Raw genomic sequence first — 23,533 nt, forward strand, 5'->3', positions numbered from 1 at the left:
TATAACGTTAATAATATTACAGTAATGTTTCTAATTGTTTTCTGAAGTATTACAAAAACGGTGTGTTTTACTGTCGAAACGAAAATTTAGTTATAAAATAATAATATTTTTGACTGTGGAAATATATAAATGAGGTGAAATTTAATGAAATATTGATAGAATTGTTACAAAATAAGTCGATGCATGGAAAAAATTACGCCTTGTATTTTGTCTATTACATATTATTTTTGCAATAATAGGATTCGATAATAGCCCGAGTATCTATAAAGAATGAAGAGTATTAGAAAGATAGTTGTAACGTGAAACATATATAATAGAAGAAACACAATTTGATAGGTAAATAAAAAACGTAGGAGTGTACACTCCTACGTTTTTTATTTACTCATATCGTAAACATTCAATTGGATCAAGTTTTGCAGCTTTGTTAGCTGGTAGTAGTCCGAATGCAATACCGATTAGCATTGAAATACCTACTGAAAGAAGTCCAAGTTCTTTTGAGATAACAAGTGGCCATCCGGCAAAGATTGAGACGATCCAAGCGAAGAAAATACCGAGCATGAATCCGATAAAACCACCTAGTCCTGTTAAAATACAAGATTCGATTAAGAATTGCGTTAATACTTTACCGCGTGTTGCACCAAGTGCTTTACGAATACCAATCTCACGTGTACGTTCTGTTACAGATACAAGCATGATGTTCATTACACCGATACCACCAACAAGTAATGAAATAGCAGCGATACCACCGAATACCATTTTCATCATACCGATTGATTCATCTAGTTGCTTCGTAAATTCACCCATATCTTGAGCTTCAAATTTATGCTCAAATTTAGGAGCTTTCATATCGTTTAAAACAGAAGCGGCTTGTTTTTCTACACTTTTACGTTCTGCTGGTGAAGTTAATATTAATCTTACAGAGTCATACTCAGTTACTCCTGAGATTACAGGAGCGTTTTCAAGTGATGTATAACCTTCTGACATAGCCATTCCGAAATCATTTTTCGTTTCATACACACCGACTACTTTATATGGCTTTCCTTTTATGTCAGTGTATAAATTTGATTCCCAGCCGTTAAATAATTTATTGAAAGCTTCTTCATTTAAAATAACAGCAGGAATCGCTTGCTTTAATTCACTATCATTTAATTCACGACCGTGAACTAATTTTATTTTCGCATCTGTCATGAAGGCGCCTGTTCCACCTCTTAAATCAAGAGAGACATCTTTTGAACCAGAAGATGCTTTTACTTTCATACTTACATCTGGATAAACATCTTTAACGCCTGGCACAGTTTGAAGACGTTTTAACATATCAGCTGTAATTTTGGCACTATCAGTTCCGTAATCAGGGTTGTTGTAGTAAATCGTTACTTCTGTATCTTTTCCTTGGCCTAATTCTTTTTTAAACTTTGCATTTGTACCATCACCCATTGAAATGATAGTAATAATGGCGCTAATACCAATAATAATACCTAGCATTGTTAATATAGAACGCATTTTATGAGCAAAGATAGAGGAAAGGGCCATGCGTATATTTTCACTCGTGTTCAAAATTAACCTCTCCAATCTTGGACGATATTTCCGTCACGAATTACAATTTGACGTGCTGCAGCTTCCCCGATTTCACGATCATGGGTAATCATAATAATTGTTGAGCCTTGTTTGTTTAATTCGTAAAAGAGGTCCATAATTTGTGTACTCGTTTTCGTATCAAGTGCACCCGTTGGTTCATCAGCTAAAATGAATTTTGGGTTATTTACAATTGCACGGGCAACGGCAACACGCTGCTTTTGACCACCGGATAATTCGTTCGGTAAGTGAGTAGCTCGATCTGCTAAACCAACTTTTGTTAAAGCGGCTAATGAGCGTTCACGTCTTTCTTTTTTATCGACTCCAGCGTAAATAAGAGGTAGTTCTACATTTTGAAGTGCTGTAAGTCTCGGTAATAACATGAAGTTTTGAAATACGAACCCGATCTCTTTATTACGAACGCGTGCAAGTTCGGTTTCAGACATGTTTGAAATATTTTGTCCCGCTAATTCATACGCACCTGTCGTTGGTTTATCTAAGCAACCGATAATGTTCATTAAAGTTGATTTACCAGAACCAGAAGGTCCCATTATAGAAGTGAATTCTCCTTGGTTTAGTGTTATGTCAATTCCGTGTAATATTTGAACGGACTCTGCACCATTTTGGAAGGATTTCGTGATGCCTTTTAAGTTAATCACTGGGCGACAACCTCCATACCATCTTTTAAGTCTTTTTCAGGTTTAGAGATAATTTGCTCTCCTTTTTTCACTCCAGAAACTTTTGCTTCGCTATCTGTCTCGAATTCAACAGTAATCGCTTGTTCTTTCGCTTTACCATCTTTTACAACGAAGACAACATTTTTGTCACCTTTTTTCACGATGCTGCTTTTCGGAACAATTGTACCAGTTGCTTCGCCAGATTTACTTGTTACATAAACGTGGAAGCCGTTTTGTAATTCTTCACTATTATCTAATGTGACAGTGAATTGATAGTTAGAAACAGTTTTATTTTCGTCCATACTCTTTAATGGTGTAGAACCAATTTCCGTTACTTTTCCTGTCCAAGTCTTACCAGCGACCGTTTTTGATGAAACAGTTACTTCTTGCCCAACTTTCATACTAGCAAGCTCATATTCAGAAAGTTGACCTTTTACTTTAAATTGACCAGCATGACGAAGAGTAATGCCACTCATACCTGTTTTTTCATCAGCAGTTTTCACGATATCATCAATTACACCATCAACAGGACTTGTTACAGAAAGAGTGTTTACTTTCTCTTTTGCTGCTTTAATCATTTCATCAGATTTTTCAACTTCAAACTTTTTCATTTCAAGTTGTGATTCTAATTGTTGCACTTCGACTTCCGATGCTTTTAATGCTTCCTGAGGAAGACCTGCATTTTTATCTTTTTGTAATTTTTGTTTCGCTGCATCGATTTGTTTTTGGAACAATGTTACTTCTTTTTGTGCGATTTTCTTTTGCATTTCTGCTTCCGTTACACCTTGTTTAGCAGTGGGGTCATTATATTTAAACAGAAGCTGCCCTTTTTTCACTTCATCGCCTTTTTTAACCGCTAATTCATACGTGCCTTTTGTTGGATCAAATGAAATAGTTTCAATTCCGTTTGGAATAACTTCACCGCCAAATTTTTGCGCGTTTTCGATTTGTTTTTCTGTTACTTTATAACTGCTATATGCCATTGCAACATCTGAACCACCACCAGCAAATGCAAAATATGATCCAGCTGCAATTCCGATTGCTACTACACTAGTAATTAACACTTTATTTTTCTTCTTCATCTATTTATCACCTTTTCGTTCGTTTTAGTATCTACATTAAGTATAAAAGAGGTGAAGAATCTGACAAATCGTTTTAGCTTACAATAACCTTACAGTTTTGTAAGGTATGAATATGTAAATGTAAGGTAGAGGTTGTCCTAGCTTAAGCAAATGAATTGACTCGTTGTTTCTTTCCTACAATAATATTGTAGGAAGGAGAGGAGGAAGGAAGATGGAAATTTATTTTAGCGTACACCCATTAAAACCATTTATTCCATACTCAAGGCAACATGCCATTATATTATTTATTATGTTGGTGGGGATCTTTTTTTTATATCAATACCAAGATGTATTACGTCAAATTGAGTGGAATATAACGGTTAGATATGCGATTGCATTTCTATTTATAGGAAGTGAAATTGGGCTTCATATGTGGGAATGGAAAGCCGGGATTTTTGACCTAGGCACTTCATTACCATTTGAGTTATGTACGATTAGTTTATTATTAGCGTCAATTATGATTGTAACGAAAAGTTATCGCATATATGAGATTGTGTTTTTCACAGGAATTATCGGTGCATCACAAGCCATTTTAACGCCAAACTTGCAGTATGCTTTTCCGCATTTTCGTTTCATTGAATATTTCATTGCGCATGTATTGCTCATTTGGGCACCGCTCTTTATGACCTGGGTAGAAGGGTATCGTCCGACAGTACAATCTATTAAACGCACAATGATATTTTTAAACATATTGATTCCAATTGTTTCGTTTGTGAATTACAAAACGGGTGGAAATTATATGTTTTTAGCTCATAAGCCAGAAACTGCCTCATTACTCGATATGTTAGGACCGCATCCTTACTACATTATTTCATTAGAACTCGCAGCGCTTATTGGATGTTTTATTGTGTATATGCCGTTTGCGAAAAGAGAAAAACATGTACATAAAGAATCACTAGGATCATAACCTAGTGATTTTTTACGTTTGAATATTTACAATTCAGAAAATTAAGAATAAAATTAAAGGGTAAATCATAGAGAGAGAAGGGGAAAAATGGTCAAAAAAGTATTTTTGAATGGGATGGAAATGACGATTCAATTTATTATTTCGATTTTGGGGATTATTTTTTTAGGGGCACTGCCGAAATTATTTTATGGATTTGAGCTGCATGTATCAGAGTACATAAAGAGTTTAAAAGAAGTATTTTTGAACTTAATGGATCTCTCCAATTTGCAATATGTGAGAGATAAATTTTTATTCCCACAGTTGTTTATCCATTATAAAGAAACGATTGTTATTTTTTTGGCCGCTTTTTTCATTTCATTATTTGTAGCATTTTGTATCGTTTATATGATTATGAGTAGTTCACCGCGTATACAACATCGAATTAAATCATTTCTTATCTTCCTAGAATCCATTCCAGACATTCTTCTTATTTTAGTATCACAAATTTTAGTTATATGGTTTTTTAAACAAACAGGTTTTTTACCTTTTCAAATTGCGTCAATTGGAGGCGAGTCGATTAGAGGATTGCCAATATTATGTTTGAGTATACCGACAACGATTATGTTTGTAAAAATGTTAGTGCTTCGTTTTGAAAATGAGCTAGAAAAAGATTATGTACTATTTGCTAAAGCGAAAGGGCTGAATCGCTTTCATATTTTAAATCGTCATATTTTACGAAATGTGTTGCTTAGTACACTTTTCTTTGCGAAAACGAATGTTTTTTTTATGCTATCTAATTTATATATTATAGAATGGATTTTTAATACGAGTGGTATTTTTATGTTTTTGAAATCGTATGAGGGTATTAGGGTTGAGGTTTTCATCGTTAGTGTGCTGCTTATTTATATTCCGATTTTTATTATATTTAAATTGTTTCATTATCTCATTCCAGCTGCGATGAAGGAGAGATTATAATATGTGGACGTATATAAAACGCGATAAAAGATTTTGGATAAGCATTGGGTTTCTTCTCCTATTAGTTCTTTTGAGCATCGGAAATACGATATGGAATGATGGACAGATTAAAAAAGTTACACTGCAATATGATGCGGATGGAAATCCAGAAGTGCCACCGTTTTCACCTTCACTACAATTTTTACTCGGGACAGACTTGAAAGGATATGACCTTTTACATTTAGTCATTGAAGGCGCGAAGTGGACGATTGGTATATCTATTTTAATTGCGGCACTTAGAATGGTAATAGGTGTGTTTTTCGGTGTTATACTCGGAACATATATAAAAAGAGGTTTTTCAAAGATTGAGGCTTTTTTTGATAGTTTCACAGTTATTCCGACAGTTATGATTGCGTATTTCTTTCTTCAAGCTGTGAATAGATTTGGAAGTGGAGAGGAAACAACAACTTTTTTTGAAAGGGCTTCGTTCCAAGTTGTATTACTTGTACTGCTTGTGATGCCAGTTATTGCACTTTATGTGGCGAAGGAAGTTCGTAAATTACAAACGGAAGAATTTATTGATGCTGCGCGCATATTAGGTGGATCAAGAAGACATATTGTTATAAAGCACCTTTTTCCGCATCTCAATATGACGTTTATACTCGTATTTCTTCAGCAGTTTACTCAAACCTTGACTATTTTACTTCATTTAGGGTTACTTGAGGTGTTTTTTGGAGGGACAGTCCAGTTTGGTGGACCAATAGGGATAAAAGAAGTAGACTCTTACACACATGAATGGTCAGGGTTAATAGGAGTCTATTTTAGATCGTTAACAGTGCATCCATGGATTCCTCTCGTCCCAATTACATTTTTCGGGCTTACTATTTTTTCTGGAAATATGATTGTAAAAAGTATAGAAGAGGCGATGTTAAAAGTAAGGTTAGGCGGAGAGATAAAGAAGCCAGTTGTAGAAGAAGAACAATCTGTTGTGCAGTCAAAAGAAGAGTTATTTACTTTTAAACATACGATGTGAAAATAAAAAAAGAAGCAAGCATAATCAATGCTTGCTTCTTTTTTTATTTCGTAGAAACTTCACCTTCAGCTTCTGTTTGCGGAATAAAGTATCCGATTATACCACCGATAATTGCCGGAACAATCCAGCCGATTCCTAAGTTATAAAAAGGAATTGTGTGTACGATATTAGCGATAAAGTTTGGAATCATTTCCACATTATCAAGTGCATGAATACAGCTAATAAGGAATGCAGCGATCATTGCTCCGATATAGACAGAAGGTTTACGTTTCGTATATTTATCAATAAATGATACGAAAATTAAAATGATTGTAATTGGATATAAAATAATTAATACAGGTAATGTAATTTTAATTAATAAGCTTAAGCCTAGGTTTGAAATGATGAAGCTAAATATACAAACGTATAATACCAGTTTCTTGTATGAAACATTCGTTAACACTGTTGCGAAATAGTTTGCGAATGCACTTACAACACCGATTGCAGTCGTTAAACAAGCGAAAATAATTGCGATACTTAATAAAACGTTACCGCTTGTCCCAAAGAATTGATACATAATCGTAGCTAATAGCTGACCACCGTTTTCGAATTGTCCTAAGTTTCCGTTTGAAGCTCCGATATAACCGAGTAAGAAATAAACAATTGTTAAGAAAAGGGCAGCAATGCTTCCGCAAATAATTGTATATTTTGCAATGGATTTTTTATCTTGTATACCGTTTTGGCGAATTGCATTTACAACAATCGTTGATAATACGAGTGCCCCAATTGCATCTAACGTTAAAAACCCTTCAAGAAATCCTTTGAAAAATGGGATGTCTTTATAGTCACCGATAGGTTCTGTGAATGATCCTGGTGAAAGAATTGCTTTTGTTGCCATAATTGCAATAATTACAAGTAAAATTGGCGTTAATATTTTACCGATATGATCTACTAATTTGGATGGATTTAATGATAGGAAGTAAACGACTGTAAAGAAAATAGCGCTAAAAGCCAACATAGAATACCATTGATCTGGGAAAAGTGGTGCAATCCCAATTTCGTAAGATACAGATCCAGTTCGTGGAATAACAAATAGTGGGCCGATTGAAAGATAAATAATGATAGCGAATACTGCTGCGAATTTTGGATGAACACGGCTTGCTAAAGTGTTAAAACTACCACCGGCAAGGGCAACAGCGACGATAGCTAGTAAAGATAAACCGACGTCTGTAATAATAAATCCTGTAATGGAAACCCACATGTTCTCTCCGGAAGAAAGACCGAGAAGGGGCGGGAAAATCATATTACCAGCACCGAAGAAAACTGCGAATAGTAGTAAACTAATCGAAAGTATTTGCGCTGGTTTTAAAGTTGTACGCATATAAAGAAAATCCTCCTAATGAGTATTTTTGTCGAAAATTCAAATAATTTGTCGAGTAACTGTTATTATTTTAAAGGTCTGATGACTAGAAAGCAAGAGGGAATTTTATAAAAATTAAAAAATAATGCATTAAATTGAATAAATATACTATTTATATGTTAATTAGGAAGGATTTAACTTTACATATAAAAAAACACACATATCGTTACGATATGTGTGTTAAAAGAAAATCTTTTTATCACGTTCTTCTTTTAAAATTTCAACTGCTTCTCGGAAGCGTTGTGAATGCACAATTTCTCGTTCACGTAAAAAGCGTAAGCTGTCATTTATATCTGGATCATCGGATAAGTTAATGAGCCATTGATATGTTGCGCGCGCTTTTTCTTCAGCTGCAATATCTTCGTATAAATCTGCGATAGGGTCTCCTTTTGCCTGAATATAAGTAGCAGTAAAAGGAACACCACCTGCATTATGATAAAATAAAGCGCTATCGTGATTAGCGTACTGTGCGTCTAATCCGGCAGCTTTCATTTGTTCCGGTGTTGCATCTTTTGTTAATTTATAAATCATTGTAGCGATCATTTCTAGGTGTGCGAATTCTTCGGTGCCGATATCGGTTAGCAAGCCAACGACTTTGTCAGGGATAGTATAACGCTGATTTAAGTAACGAAGGGCAGCAGCTAGTTCGCCGTCAGCACCACCGTACTGTTCAACTAATAATTTGGCAAGGGCTGGATTACAGGTGCTTACTTTAACCGGGTATTGTAATTTCTTCTCATAAATCCACATATTTTCTCTCCTTCATATTTGCCATGGCCAAGGACCTTTGCTCCATTCCCATGGAGCGTTAGAATAACTATTTCCAAACTGCTGAAGTGGTCCGTATTTTTCTTCCATCTTTTGTTTTAATACCCTTCGTTTATAGGAGAAGTCATTAAATTGATTAATCGCAGCAGTGTCATCTGGATGTGTATCTAAATAAAGAGTTAGTTCAACTAGTACAAAGTCTAGTTCTTGAAGCTCCAGTAAAAGTTGATAATATTCTTCTGGTAGCGATTGAGTCACGTCAGTAGTCACCGCCCTTTTTTATAAGGATTTTCATAATAGTCATAAAAAACAGGCCATAAAGTTCCTTTTTGTAATGCCTCTTTTGGTGTGAATTGCGGTAAATTTGGCGGTTGAAAACCTAAAAATAAATTAGGAGGAGTAGAATAATATTTTTTTCCGATAGGAGGACAAGGATCTTGAGGGCTATGGTATGGCACGAATGATCTCATATATTTATTCATGAATAAACCTCCTTAACTCTTCATCACTACGTATTGTATTCAGACATAACAGGCATTTATGACACATATAAAAAAGTAATAAGTACAGGGGGAATGAATGTGGAGAATGTAAAGAATTTCATTGTGCTAGAAGTAAAGAACTTAAAGGAAACGCTGTATTTTTACGAAGGGATTTTAGAAATAAGCCCCAGTTCAGAGAGACCTCAATTAGATATAACAGGGGTTTGGTATGATGCTGATTCAATGAGAGTTAGTTTTGTAATGAATCGTAGTTTGGGTGGGCGTGAGAAGAGTGTTACGGATGCGGTTGATGTTCTAATGTTTTCAATTTCTAACATAGAGAACTTAAAGAAGAGGTTAGTGTTTTATAAAATTGCATATACAGAAAACAAAAGTGAGAAGAGTATTGTAGTACAAGACCCAGATGGATATAAAGTTCAAGTGATAGAAAGAAAGGAACATAGGGAGGCGATTTGATGGAGAGAAATTACGAAGAAAGTGCGTTGTTTGAGCATAAGTTTTGGCTAAAGGTACTTAGTGATCATGCGCAATTTTTACTTGATGCGTTAGCTCCAAAGGAGAAGGAAGATATAAAGAAAGCTACTTATTTTGTTGAGACGTTTACAGGCTTTTTAAATAAAATTCATACTGTCAATCTCATTGCATTCTCAAAAGAGGCAGAGCGAGCTGCTAAGGAGATACGAACGTTTAAATTAAATATTATACAGAAACAGTTGGAGGGGAAAATTACTATTCATTTTACGCCAACTTTTATTAATCATATGGTAAATGAAGTAGAAGAGTATATAACGGTGTTAGAGTTTTTAAAGAAAGGAGAAGTTCCGCCTGTTTTTCATGAATTACATTATCATCTCGTTTGGTTAACAGATGCAGCTGGTCATGCAGGGTCTATTTCTGGTGGATTAGATCTTGTTGAAAAAAGATTGAAAGAGAAAAGCGAAGAATTCGAGAAGCACTTTGAACAATTTTACTTAAAGGCAGTTGAGATGACGGGGTATTTACGGACAGAGCTTCATCATTTTCCGGCGTTAAAGAAGTTTACAAAAGATGTTTCACTTGAGTTAAAATTATTTTCGCATTTTCTCCATGAGGTTGAAGAGATGGAGTTATCGAATGAAATATTAAGTGCGTTATCAGCGAGAATGGCAGATCATATGGCAAGAGAGGAATGTTATTATTTATTAAAGTTAGCACAATCATCTGGACTTGAGATGCCAAAATGTAATCCATTTTAAAGAACAAGAGGTCGATTTCAGTTGGCCTCTTGTTCTTTTTTATTATCTCTTTTTATTTTTGCTTGCTCAATACTTGCCTGTAATGTCTCCATAATATTGATGATGTTTGGAGCTGGGGAGATTGTTTCAGTTTTTTCCTGTTGTTCAATTTTGTTTTCGATTAATTCGGTAAGAGCTTCTTTATACTCGTCTGTAAATAGCTCTTGTTCGAAAGGATTTGTAAGATGATGAATTAAATTGATTGCCGCGGTGAGTTCTTGTTTTTGAATAGGATGATCTTCGTTACTTGGTAAATTAGGTGTAGTTGTTATATTGCGAATTTCATTAGGGTAATGAATGGTTTGTAACATAAGCCCATCTTCAAAGCTACGGATAATAGCTAAGTGTTGTTTTTTTCTGATAGAAATATGAATTAGACCAAGTTTATTCGTACGTTCAAGAGCTTCTTTTAATAATAAATATGACTTTTCGTGTCCCGGCGTAGGGCCTATAAAATAAGAACGGTCATAGAGAACAGAATCAATTTCGCTATTTTGGACAAAAGATATAATACGAATGGACCGTGGCTCATGAACTTTTTGCAGCTCAGCTAATTCTTTTTCATCAATAATGATGTATTTATGAGGTGCATATTCATAGGCTTTTACAATATCTTTATCATCGATTTCTTCATCCGTACAATCAGGAGCAAGCTTTTTATATTTAATAGGTGTTAGGCATTCTTTATGGAGACTTAAAAACTTTATATCGTTTTCTTCTACGGCACTATATAGTTTGATTCCTATATTTAATAGCCCAAGTGAAAGTGCACCTTTCCATACGGTATGCATATGAAATTTCTCCTTTCATTTAAAAAAATAAGTATGTTTATTATGAGATAGTAAGAAATTTCATATACGTTTTTTATTTTTAGTCAAGGGTAAGCTAGATAGTTCGAGTCATAAAATGTATTGACAAGCCCTCTAAAATATTTTAATGTGATTGTATAAAATTGTGTATATAAAGGGGAGTAACTTATTACAGTAAAGTCGTCATTACAGGGAGAAACCCTCGGCTTTATTGGCAACGTTTCGTTGTTAGTGAGACCTTTACCAGCAATGGTACAGGCCCCTTATTGTCTTTTTTAGGACCCTTACCATATTTGGTAGGGGCCTTTTTGTATACAAAGAGAGGAGATAAAAAATGAAAAAACTTATTAGTAGATTAAGAGTTGTATTTCATGTCCGCAAGTTTGTTCCATTCCTATTTGACTTTTTCACTTCAAAAGAGGTTTCAATAAAGAAGAAAATTTTATCTGTTGCTTTTTTAGTTGGTTATGTGGCGATGCCGCTTGATTTAATTCCAGACTTCCTGCCGTTTATCGGTATTTTAGATGATATTGGAATTGTGTTATTCATTTTGAATCGAATTGTAAAAATGGCACCAGTGCAATTACAAGAAAAGCATAATGTAAATATTGGATAGGAGTTAAAAGAATGGAGCAAATTATTTTAGATATAATCGAGTTTTTAAAGCAGTTTTCTTATTTTGGAGTTGTGTTAGCATTAACGTTTGAATTTATTCCAGCAGAAGTAGTTTTACCCATGGTTGGATATTGGGTGTACGAGGGAGATATGAATTTTTGGCTAGCTGTATTAGCTGGAACGCTTGGTGGAACGACAGGACCATTAACGTTATATGCACTCGGTTATTACGGTGGTCGTCCTCTATTAATAAAATACGGAAAATACTTCTTCATTAAGGAAGAACAAATTCAAAAGGCAGATGATTTCTTTGAGAAATACGGACCGGTTGTAGCCTTTGTTGGACGCTTCGTTCCAGGAGTTCGAACACTTATTTCCGTTCCATGTGGTATGGCGAAAATGAACATATGGAAATTTAGCATATATACATTTGTAGCGATGTTCCCGTTAACGGCTTTGTATATATATGTAGGAATGAAATTAGGTCCGCATTGGGAAAAAGCAGCGGATATTGTTGGACAATATATGCTACCGATATTAGGAGGCGTTCTTCTTATCGTGGCTAGTATCTTTATCTATAAATTTATGAAAAAACGAAACAAAACGGAATCTATCTAGTTATTAGCATTGAGTTTTGATTAATTTTTGAAAATAGATGAATAGTACAGGCAAAAGACTCTAAAGGACATACACATATAGGGAATATAAAAGAGAGAGGGGAAACAACTATGTCTTGTGAGTGCTCAGGGTCAGCGTTAACTTGCTGTCCAGATAAAAATTATGTGCAAGATAAAGTGTGTAGTCCGTGGTCTGCTACTGTAGTTGCAACAGCAATTGATAATGTTCTCTATACAAATAATATTAATCAAAATGTAATTGGTACTGGCTTTGTGAAATATGATGTTGGACCGGGCCCAATCACTGTAGAAGCACTTGATTCTGCTGGGGCTACAATTGATACACAAACATTAAACCCAGGAACGAGTATTGCTTTTACGTATCGCCGCTTTGATAGTATACAAGTTGTGTTACCGGCAACACCTGCTGGAACGTATCAGGGAGAGTTTTGTATTACAACACGTTATCCACTTTCATAGCAGAATAGGAGAGGATCAAAATGGGAATGAGAAGTTCCAGTTTGTCTTGTTGTTCTAATAAAACGCTTGTACAAGATCAAGTATGTACAGACTGGTCTATTACAGGTGCTGGTACTCAAATTGTATATACGAATAATATTACGCAAGAAGTGTATGGTTCGGGTTATGTGAAATATGATGTAGGCGCAAATCCAATTACTGTTGATTTTTTAGTAGGTGCTACAGTAGTTGATACGATTACTGTTCAACCGCAAAGTAGCGGTACTTTCACTATACGATATTTTACTACAATTCGAATTACTACGACAGGAACAACTGTTAGTCAAGGAGAGTTTTGTATTACAGTACGTTATCCGATTTCATAAAAAAGCATACCGTAAAGGGTATGTTTTTTTATTGAGGAAGTAATGAAATTGGTATTCTATAAGCAACATGTAAATTGGCAACAGTACTTGCCTTCTAAATATAGTGAAGAATTACTTTGTATATTAATAATACTAACGGATATTAAACCTTTACCTGTGTAAGATATTGTATTGCCAGGAAACACAGTGAAAATATTAGTTACTGCTCCAACGATTTGAATTGTAATTGCTTCAGTGCTGCTAGTACTATTGTAAACCGAGACAGTACCTGATATAAGGAGTATCCCATCACTTTGCCATAGTATCATTGATTGTAATGCATCTTTGGCAGAGGGAATGGTGCTATTAGTTATGAGGAAATTCCCTGCAAATTCATTTGTTACTAGCTCGCAACTTGGATTTGGAGGAGGGGGCGGTGGACAAGGGTCTGGACAAATGATAGATAAAGGAGCGAAACAGCCAATATTTTTTTTATTCTTCAATACAACCCCTCCTTTTTAAGTTGTCTTTTACTACTATTAAATGTAGAAGCATGGCCGATGTGTTAAGAAAAGAAGAAAATGTTAAAAATTAAGATTGTCTAATAGGCTTACATCTTAACGTATCATTCATGTTATAGAAAAGAGTATATGTGAATAGACATGGGAAAAGAATGATCAGAATCTTTTAGACAAAAGGTGGTTGTATACAATAGTACGAGGAATGTGGGACTTAATTTATAATTAACTGTATATTTACAAAAATTTAATAAAATTCATTTGTGATTTAAACGACATTAATATGCTTTAGATAAAATAGCCCTTGTAATGAATCAATTATTATGAGGAGGATTCACGTGGACAGAATTGCTTTAAGAAAAGTAAAAGGTCTTATTGGATTATTAATGATTTTTGTATTGGCGTTTGTATCATTTCCATGGAGTACATCAGTCAAAGCGGAAGAGAAGAAACAAGAAAAGATGCAGAGTGAGAAGAAGTTAGTTTTTCCAGTTGTAAGTGATGTACATATTAAAAACAGTGGAACGGATGATACGTTTCGCTGGAAAAGAGCGATTGAACAGTTTAATACACTTGCTCCAAAACAAGATGCATTTGTAATTGTAGGAGATTTTACTGATTCAGGATCGGTACAACAATATGATCGCTTCATGCAAGTGTATAATGAAAATGCAAATAAAGATGCGGTACGAATGAATTCTCTCGGTAATCATGATTATTGGAACGGCTTATCTGTAGATGGAGCGCAGAAGCGTTTCTTAGAAAAAACAGGAATGGAATCGATTTATTATCATAATGTGGTGAAAGGGTATCACTTCCTTGTTATGTCTCCGGAAGATGGGACAACTCATGGATATTATTCAGACAAGCAAATTAACTGGTTAAAAGAAGAAATGGCAAAAGCGCAAAAGGATGATCCAGAAAAGCCGATTTTCGTATTTTTACATCAACATATTAAAGATACAGTATACGGTAGCCAAGAGTGGGGAACGAAAGATAGTACGAAAATTAATGCAGTATTAAAAGAATACCCACAAGTCATTACGTTTTCAGGTCATTCTCATTATCCGTTAGATGATCCAAGATCTATTCATCAAAAAGACTTTACGTCCGTTGGTACATCTTCTGTAAGTTATATGGAAGTTGAAGGCGGTAAAGTACAAGGAAATATCCCGCCAGGAGCTAGTACGTTAAGCCAAGGTTTATTAGTAGAAGTAGATGATGAAGAGGTAACGATTAATCGTCGTGATTTCCATACGAATGCTTGGACAGGTGAGCCTTGGAAAATTAAATTGCCAGCAAAGAAAGAAACATTTACACATGTAGAAAATCGTGATAAAGAAAAGCCATACTTCGCTAAGGATGCAAAGCTTGCTGTATCAAATGTAACAGAAAACGCAGCAACAGTAACATTCCCGCAAGCATTGGACAACCTTCTTGTTCATTCTTATCGTGTACAAGCGAAGGATAAACAAACAGGTGAGATTAAAAATAAGTTATTAGCATTCTCAGAGTTTTACCGTGACCCAGTGCCGAAAGACCTTACATTTACGCTTGCAGGGTTAGATGGTGGGAAAACATACCTACTTGAAGTCGTCGCAATTGATTCATTTGGCAATGAAAGTGTGCAGCCGTTAACGGCAGAAATTACTACGAAAAAAGATAATATCGATCCGAATGTAAAAGTGCCAAAGGCTGATGTTTTCGATGTGAACTTTGCAGATGGTACATTTAAAGACAATTCACCATTTGTTACAAAAGGTGATGTGAAGGGTAATGTGACTATTGAATATGATAAAGCTTTGAAAAAAAATGTTATGAAGTTAAACGGGAAAGCAAATACATTTGGGTATCTGCCGTTTTCAGCAGCCCAAAAAGAAAAAGTAGCAAATGCATTTACGTTAGAAACTGTATTTTCAATGAATGAAATTCGTGGACAAGGTATTTTGCAAAATACAGAGAGTGGTGGAATTGGTTTTGAGTCTACAGGAAGTGGAAATGTTGAATTGTGGGCTCATATTGGTGGTAGTTATAAACGTGTTGGCGTTCAGTTAGAAGCGAACAAAACATATCATTTAACAGGAACGTATAACGGAAGTGAAATAGCAATTTATGTAGATGGTAAAAAAATAAATAGCCAACCAGCTCAAGGAAAAGTGTATCATCCGAACGTACCGTTTGCATTTGGAGCTGATCCAGATAGCAATGGAAATGGTGGCATTTCGTTAAATGGTCAAATTGCGCTAGCAAAATTATATAGTAAAGCATTAAGTTCTTCAGAAGTATTAGCAGCGTACAATGAGTTTTTTAATCGTACGAAGTTAGAGCAAGTAAACGCGTTATATGAAGAGCTAGGAAAAGTAAAAGCAGTGTTAGCTGGTACATATGAATTTGGTGATAAGCCAGGTCAATACTCAAAGGAAGCATTTCAAGAACTAGAGAAAAGCTATAACACTGCAAAGCAAGCGTTTGAAAATATCGGAAGTACTGGGGAACAAATTATTCAAACGTATAACGAATTAAAAACAGCTAATGTAACCTTTGTACAATCTAAAGTAGCAGAAGAGCAACCAAAAACACCGAAAGAAAAATTAAAAATCAATATTGAATCTGCAAAAGTTGTAGTACAGAAAGCGCAAGCTGCGAATGTAACGGACGGTTCAGTGAAATCATTACAACAAAAAATTACAGTTGCAGAAGCTGTATTAAAAGATGCGAAAGTGAAAGACGAACAGGTAGAAACGATGAATCGTACGATAGAGCATGCGATTTCACTCGTTGAAAAAAGCATGAACAAATAAGAGAGAAGAAAAAGAAGCTTATCATGATAGGCTTCTTTTTTGTTATACTAAAAGTAGTATAGAAAGAGGGAGCGAATAATTTGGAACAGAAAAAGCTAAAAAGAATTCTTGAATATGTATGGATCGCGGTTGTGCTCCTTGTAGGATATTATTTATTAAAAGATAAAAGTATATGGATTCTATTTTTAATGACTTTCTTATTAGCGGGTTTAGGCACGTTATTTATTAATTTCTTCTTTGATAGTGTAAATGCATGGAAGAAAAAGAAGGAGACGAAGTAAAGAGGGAAGCTATGCAAAAGTGGAAGCTTATATATTAGGTGATTATTTTCTTATTGCTTGTAAGTATTGGAGTTTTTAAATACGCTACACCAATAGGGAATTGGGCATCGCTTACAGCTTACATCGGCATATTCATCATTTTACAATCGTTAACGAGAAAACATAATAAAACAGGAAAATAGCTCGCCGTTTCATCGGCGAGCTATTTTATTATGCTTCTTTCGTCTCATCATTTGTTTTTTCAGTAGCTAAATGACTATGCTTTCTAGAGTAGAAGAAATAGAAGCATAAGCCGACTATAAGCCAAACTGCAAAGCTAATCCATGTCGTTTTAGACAAATTGATCATTAAATATAAACAGCAAAGGATTGCGACAACTGGTAGTACAGGTACGAAAGGAGTACGGAATCCGCGTTTTAAGTCAGGATGTGTTTTTCGTAAAATAAGTACAGCACAGCAAACGAATGTGAAGGCTGTTAACGTACCGATGTTTACTAAATTCGCGAGTAAATGTAGGTCTAAAAGTCCTGCTAATAAAGCGGCAACAACGCCAGTAATCCACGTATTTAATAAAGGGATTTTCACTTTTTTATTTACACGTGCTAACGCTTTTGGAAGTAAACCGTCGCGGCTCATCGCATATGAAACACGAACTTGTCCATACATAACGACTAAGAGAACGGTTGTCATTCCAGTCATCGCACCAACAGCGAGTAACCCTGCAATTGTATCTTCACCAACGAAATGCAATGCAAATGCAACTGGATCAGAAACATCTAATTGTGTATAAGGAACCATGCCTGTTAAAACGAAAGATACAATCATGTATAAAACAGTACAAATAAGAAGGGAACCGATAATGCCGATTGGTAAATCACGCTGTGGTTTTTTCGTTTCTTCTGCAGCGGTTGCGATTGCATCAAACCCTAAAAAGGCGAAGAATACAGTGGCAGCTCCAGTAATAATACCGTCGTATCCGAATGGAATGAACGGTGTCCAATTTTCAGGCTTTACATATTTTGCGCCTGCAACGATAAAGGCAATGATAACAGCTAGTTTAATAAGAACCATAATATTATTAATGCGTGCACTTTCACGTATACCGAAACTTAAAAGGCCAGTAATAAGAAGTAAAATACAGACAGCTGGTAAATCGATGATACCACCTTTTCCAACACCGGGGGCCGAGGCGATTATGGCGGGAAGGTGTATGTTAAATCCTTGTAGTAAAGATTGTAAATAACCAGACCACCCAACAGCTACAGCTGCAACGGCAAGTAAATATTCGAGCATTAAACACCATCCGACGATGAAGGCGACGACTTCTCCGACTGTCATATATGCGTAAGTATACACACTTCCTGAGACAGGTATAGAAGAAGCAAATTCAGCATAACAAAAGGCTACACAAGCACAAGTAAATGCAGCGATAAGAAATGATAGCATAATACCAGGACCAGAATGTTTTGCTGCAACAATCCCCGTTAATACAAAGATTCCTGTCCCAATTACGGCGCCGATTCCTAAAAACGTTAAATCGAGTGCAGTTAATGTTCTATCTAGTTGCTTTGGTGATTCAGTACTGAGCGCTTTTTTTCGTAATAATGACTTCATTTTGGACTCTCCCCCCGTTTTTCATTTCCATAACTGCGAATATAGTATGAGCCCATTAGAAAAGAGTACGTAAGTAAATGGAGGTACAGTTATGGTATGTAGTTTTTTAAAGTTTCTGGATTAACTTTATTATAATTCAGAATATTTTGTCAAATAAAACTTTAACAAATAAAATCCGGATGAATAGGGGAAACTATGTGCGGAAATGGATACGGGTTAACAAATAGATTTATTTTATATAGTAGGAGAAGATGCTATGTTATTTTATTTTGAACTTGTCGTCATTTTACTTTGTACGAAATTAGCTGGTGATATTAGCGTTAGACTCGGTCAGCCTTCTGTACTTGGTAAATTACTTGTTGGTATTATTATCGGTCCTGCGGTGCTAGGTATTATTAATAGTTCAGAACTTATTGATGAGCTTAGTGAAATTGGTGTTTTGCTACTTATGTTTATGGCGGGACTTGAAACAGATTTAGAAGAGTTAAATCGGAATTTGAAATCGTCGTTTGCAGTAGCGGCTGGTGGAATTATTTTTCCTTTCATCGGTGGATATGTGATAGGGCTGTTGTTTGGATTAATGCAATCTCATGCCATTTTTTTAGGATTATTACTTTGTGCAACATCGGTTAGTATTACAGTGCAAACGCTAAGAGATTTAGGGAAGATGAATACGAGAGAAAGTACAACGATTTTAGGTGCTGCCGTATTTGATGATGTAATTGTCGTTATTTTATTAGCGTTTGTTATGAGCTTTTTAGGAACGCAAGATGTGAATATAACACTTGTCATTGTAAAGAAAATTGTTTTCTTTGTAAGTATTGTTTTTATCGCATGGAAAGTCGTTCCTTGGATTATGAAAATGCTTGTGCCGCTTCGTGTAACAGAAGCTTTAATTAGCGCGGCTCTTATTATTTGTTTCTCTTTTTCGTATTACAGTGAAATGATGGGAATTGCAGGTATTATTGGAGCATTTGCAGCAGGAATTGCCATTTCTCAAACGGAGTATAAGCATGAAGTGGAACATAAAATTGAACCGATTGCTTATGCGATATTTGTACCAGTGTTCTTCGTAAGTATCGGAATGGAAATTACATTTCAAGGAATCGGGAGTCAGCTTTGGTTCATTATCATTATGACGCTCGTTGCGATTTTCACAAAGTTAATCGGATCAGGTTTAGGAGCAAGACTGACAGGATTCAACCTCCAATCTTCTATTAGTATTGGTGCAGGGATGGTGTCACGCGGAGAAGTAGCGCTGATTATCGCAGCAAACGGACTTACGGCGAATTTATTAGCGAAAGAAAATTTCACAGCGATTGTGATTGTTGTTATATTGACGACGATTATTACACCGCCACTTTTAAAGAAGTATTTTGTATAGAGGGAAAGAGCTTATCTAACGTAGGTAAGCTTTTTTTATTTCAAAAAGCAATGGGCATGTAGCATGAGTGGTTTGTAATTATGGTAAAATCTATGTATATGATGTGGACGAGGAGAGGGATGTGTGAAGATTACGAAGGGGAAGGTTATAGGCGTAATCATACTTATTGCACTATGTATACCATTTACCGCATGGAAAGAATCAAAAGTAAAATATTTTCCAGTTTCTATTTTTTCTTCCTATGTAGAAGATGAAAACCGAAAGACTATAAGTACACTGCTTTTGTACCTGACTTTGCAGTTTGGATACATGGATGGGAAAAACAGAGATCTGAAGGTGAAATAACGTCATATTAAAAAGGGGATTGAACTGTAATTGTTCATCATCTACCTGGTAATGATGGTTTTTATCTATATGATACAAATGATATTAGAGAATATACGCAACCGTAAGAAGTGGAGGTTAAATAGTGAAAGCTTCAACATTACTATTTAAAATTGAAAATAATATGGATCAATTTTCACCAGCTGAAAAGAAGGTTGCCATGTACATAATGGAGAACGCAGAGATTGTTCCAAATTTAACGACAAAAGAAGTGTCTACAAATGCGGGATCGAGTGAGGCGAGTGTTGTACGTTTTTGTAAAACAATCGGTATTGGAAGCTTTAAAGCATTTAAGATAGCGCTTGTTCGTGAATTAACGATTGCTGATTATAATATTAACGATTTTTCAGTAATGAATAAGGAAGATGGACCGTACGATTTGTTTAATAAAGTTACGTATGTGAATAAAGCCGCAATTGAGGCAAGTGTTACGGCGATAGATAAGAAGGAACTTGAGAAAGCTGCAGATCGTATTGTAAATGCGGATAAGATCTTATTTTACGGCGTAGGTGGGTCAGCGACACCGGCGATGGATGGGGCGTATAAATTTACACGGCTCGGATTTACAGCGATGATGCTATCTGATTTTCATATGATGTTGCCGCTTGTGACGAATTTAAAAGAAGGCGATATATTTGTGGCGATTTCAACATCTGGGCGAACGAAAGATGTGCTTGAAATGGCGCAATATGCAAAGAGACAAGGTGCAACTGTTATCGGAATTACGAAACTTGACCAATCATCACCTTTATATAAAGAAGCGGACATTCGCCTTTGTATGCCGGATGTAGAGCAAGATCATCGTATTGCGAGTATTGCTTCGAGAATGACGCAACTGAATATGATTGATGCTTTATATGTGATTACTTTTAATCGAATTGGCAATAAAGTGCTGGATCAATTTATGGAGACGCGAGAAGAAGCTTTGCGGTTACGGAAGTTAAAGTAGAAGAAAAGATGAGGGGACTCATCTTTTTTTATCCCGCTATTTGCCGGGCAGTAAGACCCCTCCCTCAAAATTCAGCGGAAGCAAAGAAAGTTAGGTGGGGGTCGGGCTGATTAAAGTTTCACTTTATTATCTTTGACAAAAATATGTCATTTTATGAAATTTTATTTCATAAAATAAGAAAGAGTTATTGATTTTTAATTTCTTAAAGTTATAATAAAAGTGTGAAATATAATTTCAAAGAGGGTGGCAATATGTTAGAAAATTTATCGACAGAACACCGTAATGAGAAAACGACGAATCTAGATGAGATGAGTATAAAAGAAGTGTTACAAAGTATGAATGAAGAAGATCGAACTGTTGCGTTAGCAGTTGAAAAAGAAATAGAACACATTGAAAAGGCTGTACAGACTGTTATTAAATCTTTTGAAGAAGAGGGCCGATTAATTTATATTGGGGCTGGTACGAGTGGACGTTTAGGTATTTTAGATGCGGTTGAATGCCCACCAACATTTGGAACAGATGATAAAATGGTGCAAGGATTTATAGCAGGTGGATTGAAAGCGTTTACTAAGGCGGTGGAAGGTGCCGAAGATCGCGAAGAATTAGCAGAAGAAGATTTGAAAAGTATTGGCTTAAACGAGAAAGATACAGTGATTGGTATTGCCGCAAGTGGTAGAACCCCTTACGTAATTGGCGGATTGAAATACGCACATAGTGTGGGAGCAAGTACGGCGAGTATTTCTTGTAATAAAAATGCTGAAATAAGTAAGTATGCAAAACTCAATGTAGAAGTGGAGACAGGTGCAGAAATATTAACAGGCTCAACACGTTTGAAGGCTGGTACAGCGCAAAAATTAGTGCTCAATATGATTTCAACAGCGTCAATGATTGGTGTAGGAAAAGTATATAAAAACTTAATGGTAGATGTTCAATCTACGAATGAAAAGTTAGTAGAACGATCAAAACGAATTATTGTGGAAGCAACAGGAGTTAGTTATGAAGTAGCAGCAGAGTATTACGAAAAAGCAAATCGTAATGTGAAAGTTGCTATCGTTATGGTATTACTACAGTGTGAGTATGGGGAAGCACTAGAAAAACTAAAAGAAGCGAAAGGCTTTGTGAAGAAAGCATTATAAAGTGAAACGATAAGAATAGGGAGGGGGATTCTATTATGAAGAAAGAAGAGAGAATGGCCAAAGAAATTTCAGAGCAACTTGGGGGAATAAAAAATATTCGTGGCATTGCTCATTGTATGACGAGACTGAGGTTAACGCTTCATGATGAAAGTAAAGTGAATATGGATCTTTTGAAAAAGGTTGAAGGCGTTATGGGCGTCATTGAAGATGAAACACTTCAAGTTGTTGTTGGTCCAGGAACTGTAAATAAAGTAGCAGCTGAAATGGAAGTTTTAACAGGATTACGAATTGGTGAGGTTGCAGATCATCATCTTGAAGATATTGGTCAAGAGATTAAATCAGAGATGAAGAAGAAAAATAATACACCAGTGAAGAACTTTTTACGAAAAATAGGTAACATTTTTATTCCGTTAATACCTGGTCTTGTTGCATCAGGAATTATAAACGGAGTTGCTAACTTTGCGAAAAACGCTGGTGCTGATCCGAATGCTACATGGCTACAAATGTTACTACTCATTGGCGGCGGTATCTTTACATTTTTAGGGATTTTAGTCGGTTGGAATACAGCGAAAGAATTTGGCGGGACACCAGTTCTTGGGGCGATTGCGGGTATTTTAATTTTCAATCCGGCGATGGCAAATGTGAAATTATTTGGTGAGGCAATGGTACCTGGGCGGGGCGGATTGTTTGCAGTTATTTTTGCAGCGTGGCTTATGGTAGTAGTTGAGAGAAGAGTACGAAAAGCAGTGCCGAATGCAGTAGATATTATTGTAACACCGCTTATTACTGTATTAGCTGTAAGTATAGTAACGATGTTAGCGATTCAGCCAGCAGCGGGATTTTTATCTGATGGTATTACGAGCGGTATTAACGCAATTTTAAATGTTGGTGGGGCATTTGCTGGAGCAGTGCTAGCCGGAACGTTTTTACCACTCGTTATGGTCGGATTACACCACGGTTTAACACCGATTCATATGGAATTTATTAATCAAACGCACGTAACACCTTTATTACCAGTACTCGCAATGGCTGGTGCCGGTCAAGTGGGCGCAGCGATTGCAATTTATGTAAAAACAAAAAATAAACGACTTCGTAACGTAATTAAAGGTGGATTGCCAGTTGGGTTTTTAGGGATTGGTGAGCCGTTATTATACGGGGTTACATTACCACTTGGAAAACCTTTTATCACTGCTTGTTTAGGAGCGGCTGTCGGTGGTGCATTCCAAGCAGTTATGAAAACGGCTTCACTCGGAATTGGCGTATCAGGATTATCTTTAATCCCGTTAATTGCTGATAATAAATATTTACTATATTTCTTAGGTTTAGTCATTGCATATACTTTCGGATTTATCTTCACGTACTTCTTCGGATTTAAAGAAGAAATGGCAGAAAACATATAGAGAAAGGGATTCCT

General features: G+C 35.7%; 26 protein-coding genes and 1 pseudogene. 17 read left to right on the forward strand and 10 right to left on the reverse strand.

The window, feature by feature from the left end:
* Positions 1 to 378: 378 nt before the first annotated feature.
* The 3 genes from BTOYO_RS17520 to BTOYO_RS17530 are packed head-to-tail and all read right to left on the reverse strand — an operon-like array spanning position 379 to position 3,331.
* Positions 379 to 1,530, reverse strand: a complete 1,152-nt coding sequence (locus tag BTOYO_RS17520; protein ID WP_002038017.1) for an ABC transporter permease — start codon at positions 1,528 to 1,530, stop codon at positions 379 to 381.
* 26 nt (positions 1,531 to 1,556) lie between these two features.
* On the reverse strand, positions 1,557 to 2,231 hold the full coding sequence (locus tag BTOYO_RS17525; protein ID WP_000609095.1) for an ABC transporter ATP-binding protein: 675 nt from the start codon (positions 2,229 to 2,231) through the stop codon (positions 1,557 to 1,559).
* Entirely contained in the window at positions 2,228 to 3,331 is a 1,104-nt protein-coding gene (locus BTOYO_RS17530) for an efflux RND transporter periplasmic adaptor subunit (RefSeq protein WP_000728811.1), read from the reverse strand. The genes BTOYO_RS17525 and BTOYO_RS17530 overlap by 4 nt, the downstream gene beginning before the upstream one ends.
* 211 nt (positions 3,332 to 3,542) lie before the next feature.
* Between BTOYO_RS17530 and BTOYO_RS17535 the strand changes: the two genes are divergently transcribed.
* The 3 genes from BTOYO_RS17535 to BTOYO_RS17545 all read left to right on the forward strand — a co-directional run bounded on the left by BTOYO_RS17535 (position 3,543) and on the right by BTOYO_RS17545 (position 6,243).
* Positions 3,543 to 4,277: a YwaF family protein gene (locus BTOYO_RS17535; RefSeq protein WP_000409221.1), complete on the forward strand. Its 735-nt coding sequence runs from the start codon at positions 3,543 to 3,545 to the stop codon at positions 4,275 to 4,277.
* An 87-nt stretch (positions 4,278 to 4,364) separates the two neighbouring features.
* On the forward strand, positions 4,365 to 5,231 hold the full coding sequence (locus tag BTOYO_RS17540) for an ABC transporter permease subunit (protein WP_000239657.1): 867 nt from the start codon (positions 4,365 to 4,367) through the stop codon (positions 5,229 to 5,231).
* A gap of 1 nt (position 5,232) precedes the next feature.
* Positions 5,233 to 6,243, forward strand: coding sequence for an ABC transporter permease subunit (locus tag BTOYO_RS17545; protein WP_000269943.1), 1,011 nt, complete (start codon positions 5,233 to 5,235; stop codon positions 6,241 to 6,243).
* Between the two features lie 43 nt (positions 6,244 to 6,286).
* Here BTOYO_RS17545 and brnQ2 read toward each other — a convergent pair whose 3' ends face one another.
* The 4 genes from brnQ2 to BTOYO_RS17565 form a co-directional block, all read right to left on the reverse strand.
* Positions 6,287 to 7,603, reverse strand: coding sequence for a branched-chain amino acid transport system II carrier protein BrnQ2 (brnQ2, locus tag BTOYO_RS17550; RefSeq protein ID WP_001260922.1), 1,317 nt, complete (start codon positions 7,601 to 7,603; stop codon positions 6,287 to 6,289).
* 219 nt (positions 7,604 to 7,822) lie between these two features.
* Positions 7,823 to 8,392, reverse strand: a complete 570-nt coding sequence (gene cotJC / locus BTOYO_RS17555; protein ID WP_000265285.1) for a spore coat protein CotJC — start codon at positions 8,390 to 8,392, stop codon at positions 7,823 to 7,825.
* 12 nt (positions 8,393 to 8,404) lie between these two features.
* Positions 8,405 to 8,668 carry a spore coat protein CotJB gene (locus tag BTOYO_RS17560; RefSeq protein ID WP_000194492.1) on the reverse strand — a complete coding sequence of 88 codons (264 nt, stop codon included), beginning with the start codon at positions 8,666 to 8,668 and terminating at the stop codon, positions 8,405 to 8,407.
* A gap of 8 nt (positions 8,669 to 8,676) precedes the next feature.
* A complete protein-coding gene (locus tag BTOYO_RS17565) occupies positions 8,677 to 8,892 on the reverse strand; it encodes a spore coat associated protein CotJA (protein WP_001046260.1) in 216 nt (71 codons plus the stop codon).
* 93 nt (positions 8,893 to 8,985) lie between these two features.
* On the opposite strand from BTOYO_RS17565, the gene BTOYO_RS17570 reads away from it, so the two are divergent.
* Together BTOYO_RS17570 and BTOYO_RS17575 are read left to right on the forward strand one after the other, a co-directional pair.
* A complete protein-coding gene (locus BTOYO_RS17570) occupies positions 8,986 to 9,369 on the forward strand; it encodes a VOC family protein (RefSeq protein WP_080001216.1) in 384 nt (127 codons plus the stop codon).
* Positions 9,369 to 10,148 (forward strand): DUF2935 domain-containing protein, encoded by a 780-nt coding sequence (locus tag BTOYO_RS17575; protein ID WP_023441157.1) that lies wholly within the window; start codon positions 9,369 to 9,371, stop codon positions 10,146 to 10,148. Before BTOYO_RS17570 ends, BTOYO_RS17575 begins: the two co-directional genes overlap by 1 nt.
* A gap of 17 nt (positions 10,149 to 10,165) precedes the next feature.
* Here the strand turns inward: BTOYO_RS17575 and ku are convergent, their stop codons facing one another.
* Complete coding sequence (ku, locus tag BTOYO_RS17580) at positions 10,166 to 10,978, reverse strand: non-homologous end joining protein Ku (RefSeq protein ID WP_000557761.1); 813 nt, start codon at positions 10,976 to 10,978, stop codon at positions 10,166 to 10,168.
* Positions 10,979 to 11,330: 352 nt separating this feature from the next.
* Here ku and BTOYO_RS17585 point away from each other — a divergent pair, with 352 nt between their 5' ends.
* The 4 genes from BTOYO_RS17585 (at position 11,331) to BTOYO_RS17600 (ending at position 13,073) form a co-directional block, all read left to right on the forward strand.
* On the forward strand, positions 11,331 to 11,612 hold the full coding sequence (locus BTOYO_RS17585; RefSeq protein ID WP_000733839.1) for a YkvA family protein: 282 nt from the start codon (positions 11,331 to 11,333) through the stop codon (positions 11,610 to 11,612).
* Between the two features lie 11 nt (positions 11,613 to 11,623).
* Positions 11,624 to 12,229, forward strand: coding sequence for a DedA family protein (locus BTOYO_RS17590; protein ID WP_000435005.1), 606 nt, complete (start codon positions 11,624 to 11,626; stop codon positions 12,227 to 12,229).
* Positions 12,230 to 12,339: 110 nt separating this feature from the next.
* Positions 12,340 to 12,708, forward strand: coding sequence for a DUF3992 domain-containing protein (locus BTOYO_RS17595; protein WP_001277536.1), 369 nt, complete (start codon positions 12,340 to 12,342; stop codon positions 12,706 to 12,708).
* Between the two features lie 20 nt (positions 12,709 to 12,728).
* Positions 12,729 to 13,073: a DUF3992 domain-containing protein gene (locus tag BTOYO_RS17600; RefSeq protein WP_000525817.1), complete on the forward strand. Its 345-nt coding sequence runs from the start codon at positions 12,729 to 12,731 to the stop codon at positions 13,071 to 13,073.
* Positions 13,074 to 13,129: 56 nt separating this feature from the next.
* Here the strand turns inward: BTOYO_RS17600 and BTOYO_RS17605 are convergent, their stop codons facing one another.
* Complete coding sequence (locus tag BTOYO_RS17605; RefSeq protein ID WP_000791321.1) at positions 13,130 to 13,555, reverse strand: S-Ena type endospore appendage; 426 nt, start codon at positions 13,553 to 13,555, stop codon at positions 13,130 to 13,132.
* Between the two features lie 353 nt (positions 13,556 to 13,908).
* On the opposite strand from BTOYO_RS17605, the gene BTOYO_RS17610 reads away from it, so the two are divergent.
* The 3 genes from BTOYO_RS17610 to BTOYO_RS17620 all read left to right on the forward strand — a co-directional run bounded on the left by BTOYO_RS17610 (position 13,909) and on the right by BTOYO_RS17620 (position 16,834).
* Positions 13,909 to 16,371: a LamG-like jellyroll fold domain-containing protein gene (locus tag BTOYO_RS17610; RefSeq protein ID WP_000373852.1), complete on the forward strand. Its 2,463-nt coding sequence runs from the start codon at positions 13,909 to 13,911 to the stop codon at positions 16,369 to 16,371.
* A gap of 80 nt (positions 16,372 to 16,451) precedes the next feature.
* Positions 16,452 to 16,652 (forward strand): hypothetical protein, encoded by a 201-nt coding sequence (locus BTOYO_RS17615; protein WP_000435798.1) that lies wholly within the window; start codon positions 16,452 to 16,454, stop codon positions 16,650 to 16,652.
* 38 nt (positions 16,653 to 16,690) lie between these two features.
* Positions 16,691 to 16,834, forward strand: a complete 144-nt coding sequence (locus BTOYO_RS17620; protein ID WP_000583224.1) for a hypothetical protein — start codon at positions 16,691 to 16,693, stop codon at positions 16,832 to 16,834.
* 28 nt (positions 16,835 to 16,862) lie between these two features.
* Here BTOYO_RS17620 and BTOYO_RS17625 read toward each other — a convergent pair whose 3' ends face one another.
* Complete coding sequence (locus tag BTOYO_RS17625) at positions 16,863 to 18,266, reverse strand: branched-chain amino acid transporter BcaP (RefSeq protein ID WP_000838706.1); 1,404 nt, start codon at positions 18,264 to 18,266, stop codon at positions 16,863 to 16,865.
* A 256-nt stretch (positions 18,267 to 18,522) separates the two neighbouring features.
* Here BTOYO_RS17625 and BTOYO_RS17630 point away from each other — a divergent pair, with 256 nt between their 5' ends.
* The 5 genes and pseudogenes from BTOYO_RS17630 to BTOYO_RS17650 all read left to right on the forward strand — a co-directional run bounded on the left by BTOYO_RS17630 (position 18,523) and on the right by BTOYO_RS17650 (position 23,519).
* Positions 18,523 to 19,650: a cation:proton antiporter gene (locus tag BTOYO_RS17630; protein WP_000899808.1), complete on the forward strand. Its 1,128-nt coding sequence runs from the start codon at positions 18,523 to 18,525 to the stop codon at positions 19,648 to 19,650.
* Between the two features lie 123 nt (positions 19,651 to 19,773).
* Positions 19,774 to 20,102: pseudogene (locus BTOYO_RS17635) on the forward strand (outer surface protein).
* Positions 20,103 to 20,119: 17 nt separating this feature from the next.
* Positions 20,120 to 20,983: a MurR/RpiR family transcriptional regulator gene (locus BTOYO_RS17640; RefSeq protein ID WP_000648150.1), complete on the forward strand. Its 864-nt coding sequence runs from the start codon at positions 20,120 to 20,122 to the stop codon at positions 20,981 to 20,983.
* A gap of 251 nt (positions 20,984 to 21,234) precedes the next feature.
* Positions 21,235 to 22,119 (forward strand): N-acetylmuramic acid 6-phosphate etherase, encoded by an 885-nt coding sequence (gene murQ / locus BTOYO_RS17645; RefSeq protein ID WP_000892372.1) that lies wholly within the window; start codon positions 21,235 to 21,237, stop codon positions 22,117 to 22,119.
* Positions 22,120 to 22,154: 35 nt separating this feature from the next.
* Positions 22,155 to 23,519 carry a PTS transporter subunit EIIC gene (locus BTOYO_RS17650; protein ID WP_000711285.1) on the forward strand — a complete coding sequence of 455 codons (1,365 nt, stop codon included), beginning with the start codon at positions 22,155 to 22,157 and terminating at the stop codon, positions 23,517 to 23,519.
* The last annotated feature ends 14 nt before the right edge of the window (positions 23,520 to 23,533 follow it).

The organism is Bacillus toyonensis BCT-7112, from assembly GCF_000496285.1.
In the GTDB taxonomy this organism is placed as follows: Bacteria; Bacillota; Bacilli; order Bacillales; family Bacillaceae_G; genus Bacillus_A; species Bacillus_A toyonensis.

Bases quoted from the DNA above. Each gene is read 5' to 3' on its own strand.
- BTOYO_RS17530 (WP_000728811.1), bottom strand. From the start codon at position 3,331: ATGAAGAAGAAAAATAAAGTGTTAATTACTAGTGTAGTAGCAATCGGA.
- murQ (WP_000892372.1), top strand. From the start codon at position 21,235: ATGTTAGAAAATTTATCGACAGAACACCGTAATGAGAAAACGACGAAT.
- ku (WP_000557761.1), bottom strand. From the start codon at position 10,978: ATGCATACCGTATGGAAAGGTGCACTTTCACTTGGGCTATTAAATATA.
- BTOYO_RS17650 (WP_000711285.1), top strand. From the start codon at position 22,155: ATGAAGAAAGAAGAGAGAATGGCCAAAGAAATTTCAGAGCAACTTGGG.
- BTOYO_RS17540 (WP_000239657.1), top strand. From the start codon at position 4,365: ATGGTCAAAAAAGTATTTTTGAATGGGATGGAAATGACGATTCAATTT.
- BTOYO_RS17630 (WP_000899808.1), top strand. From the start codon at position 18,523: ATGTTATTTTATTTTGAACTTGTCGTCATTTTACTTTGTACGAAATTA.
- BTOYO_RS17590 (WP_000435005.1), top strand. From the start codon at position 11,624: ATGGAGCAAATTATTTTAGATATAATCGAGTTTTTAAAGCAGTTTTCT.
- BTOYO_RS17520 (WP_002038017.1), bottom strand. From the start codon at position 1,530: ATGGCCCTTTCCTCTATCTTTGCTCATAAAATGCGTTCTATATTAACA.
- BTOYO_RS17600 (WP_000525817.1), top strand. From the start codon at position 12,729: ATGGGAATGAGAAGTTCCAGTTTGTCTTGTTGTTCTAATAAAACGCTT.
- BTOYO_RS17535 (WP_000409221.1), top strand. From the start codon at position 3,543: ATGGAAATTTATTTTAGCGTACACCCATTAAAACCATTTATTCCATAC.
- BTOYO_RS17625 (WP_000838706.1), bottom strand. From the start codon at position 18,266: ATGAAGTCATTATTACGAAAAAAAGCGCTCAGTACTGAATCACCAAAG.
- BTOYO_RS17585 (WP_000733839.1), top strand. From the start codon at position 11,331: ATGAAAAAACTTATTAGTAGATTAAGAGTTGTATTTCATGTCCGCAAG.
- BTOYO_RS17595 (WP_001277536.1), top strand. From the start codon at position 12,340: ATGTCTTGTGAGTGCTCAGGGTCAGCGTTAACTTGCTGTCCAGATAAA.
- brnQ2 (WP_001260922.1), bottom strand. From the start codon at position 7,603: ATGCGTACAACTTTAAAACCAGCGCAAATACTTTCGATTAGTTTACTA.
- cotJC (WP_000265285.1), bottom strand. From the start codon at position 8,392: ATGTGGATTTATGAGAAGAAATTACAATACCCGGTTAAAGTAAGCACC.
- BTOYO_RS17545 (WP_000269943.1), top strand. From the start codon at position 5,233: ATGTGGACGTATATAAAACGCGATAAAAGATTTTGGATAAGCATTGGG.
- BTOYO_RS17575 (WP_023441157.1), top strand. From the start codon at position 9,369: ATGGAGAGAAATTACGAAGAAAGTGCGTTGTTTGAGCATAAGTTTTGG.
- BTOYO_RS17565 (WP_001046260.1), bottom strand. From the start codon at position 8,892: ATGAATAAATATATGAGATCATTCGTGCCATACCATAGCCCTCAAGAT.
- BTOYO_RS17570 (WP_080001216.1), top strand. From the start codon at position 8,986: ATGAATGTGGAGAATGTAAAGAATTTCATTGTGCTAGAAGTAAAGAAC.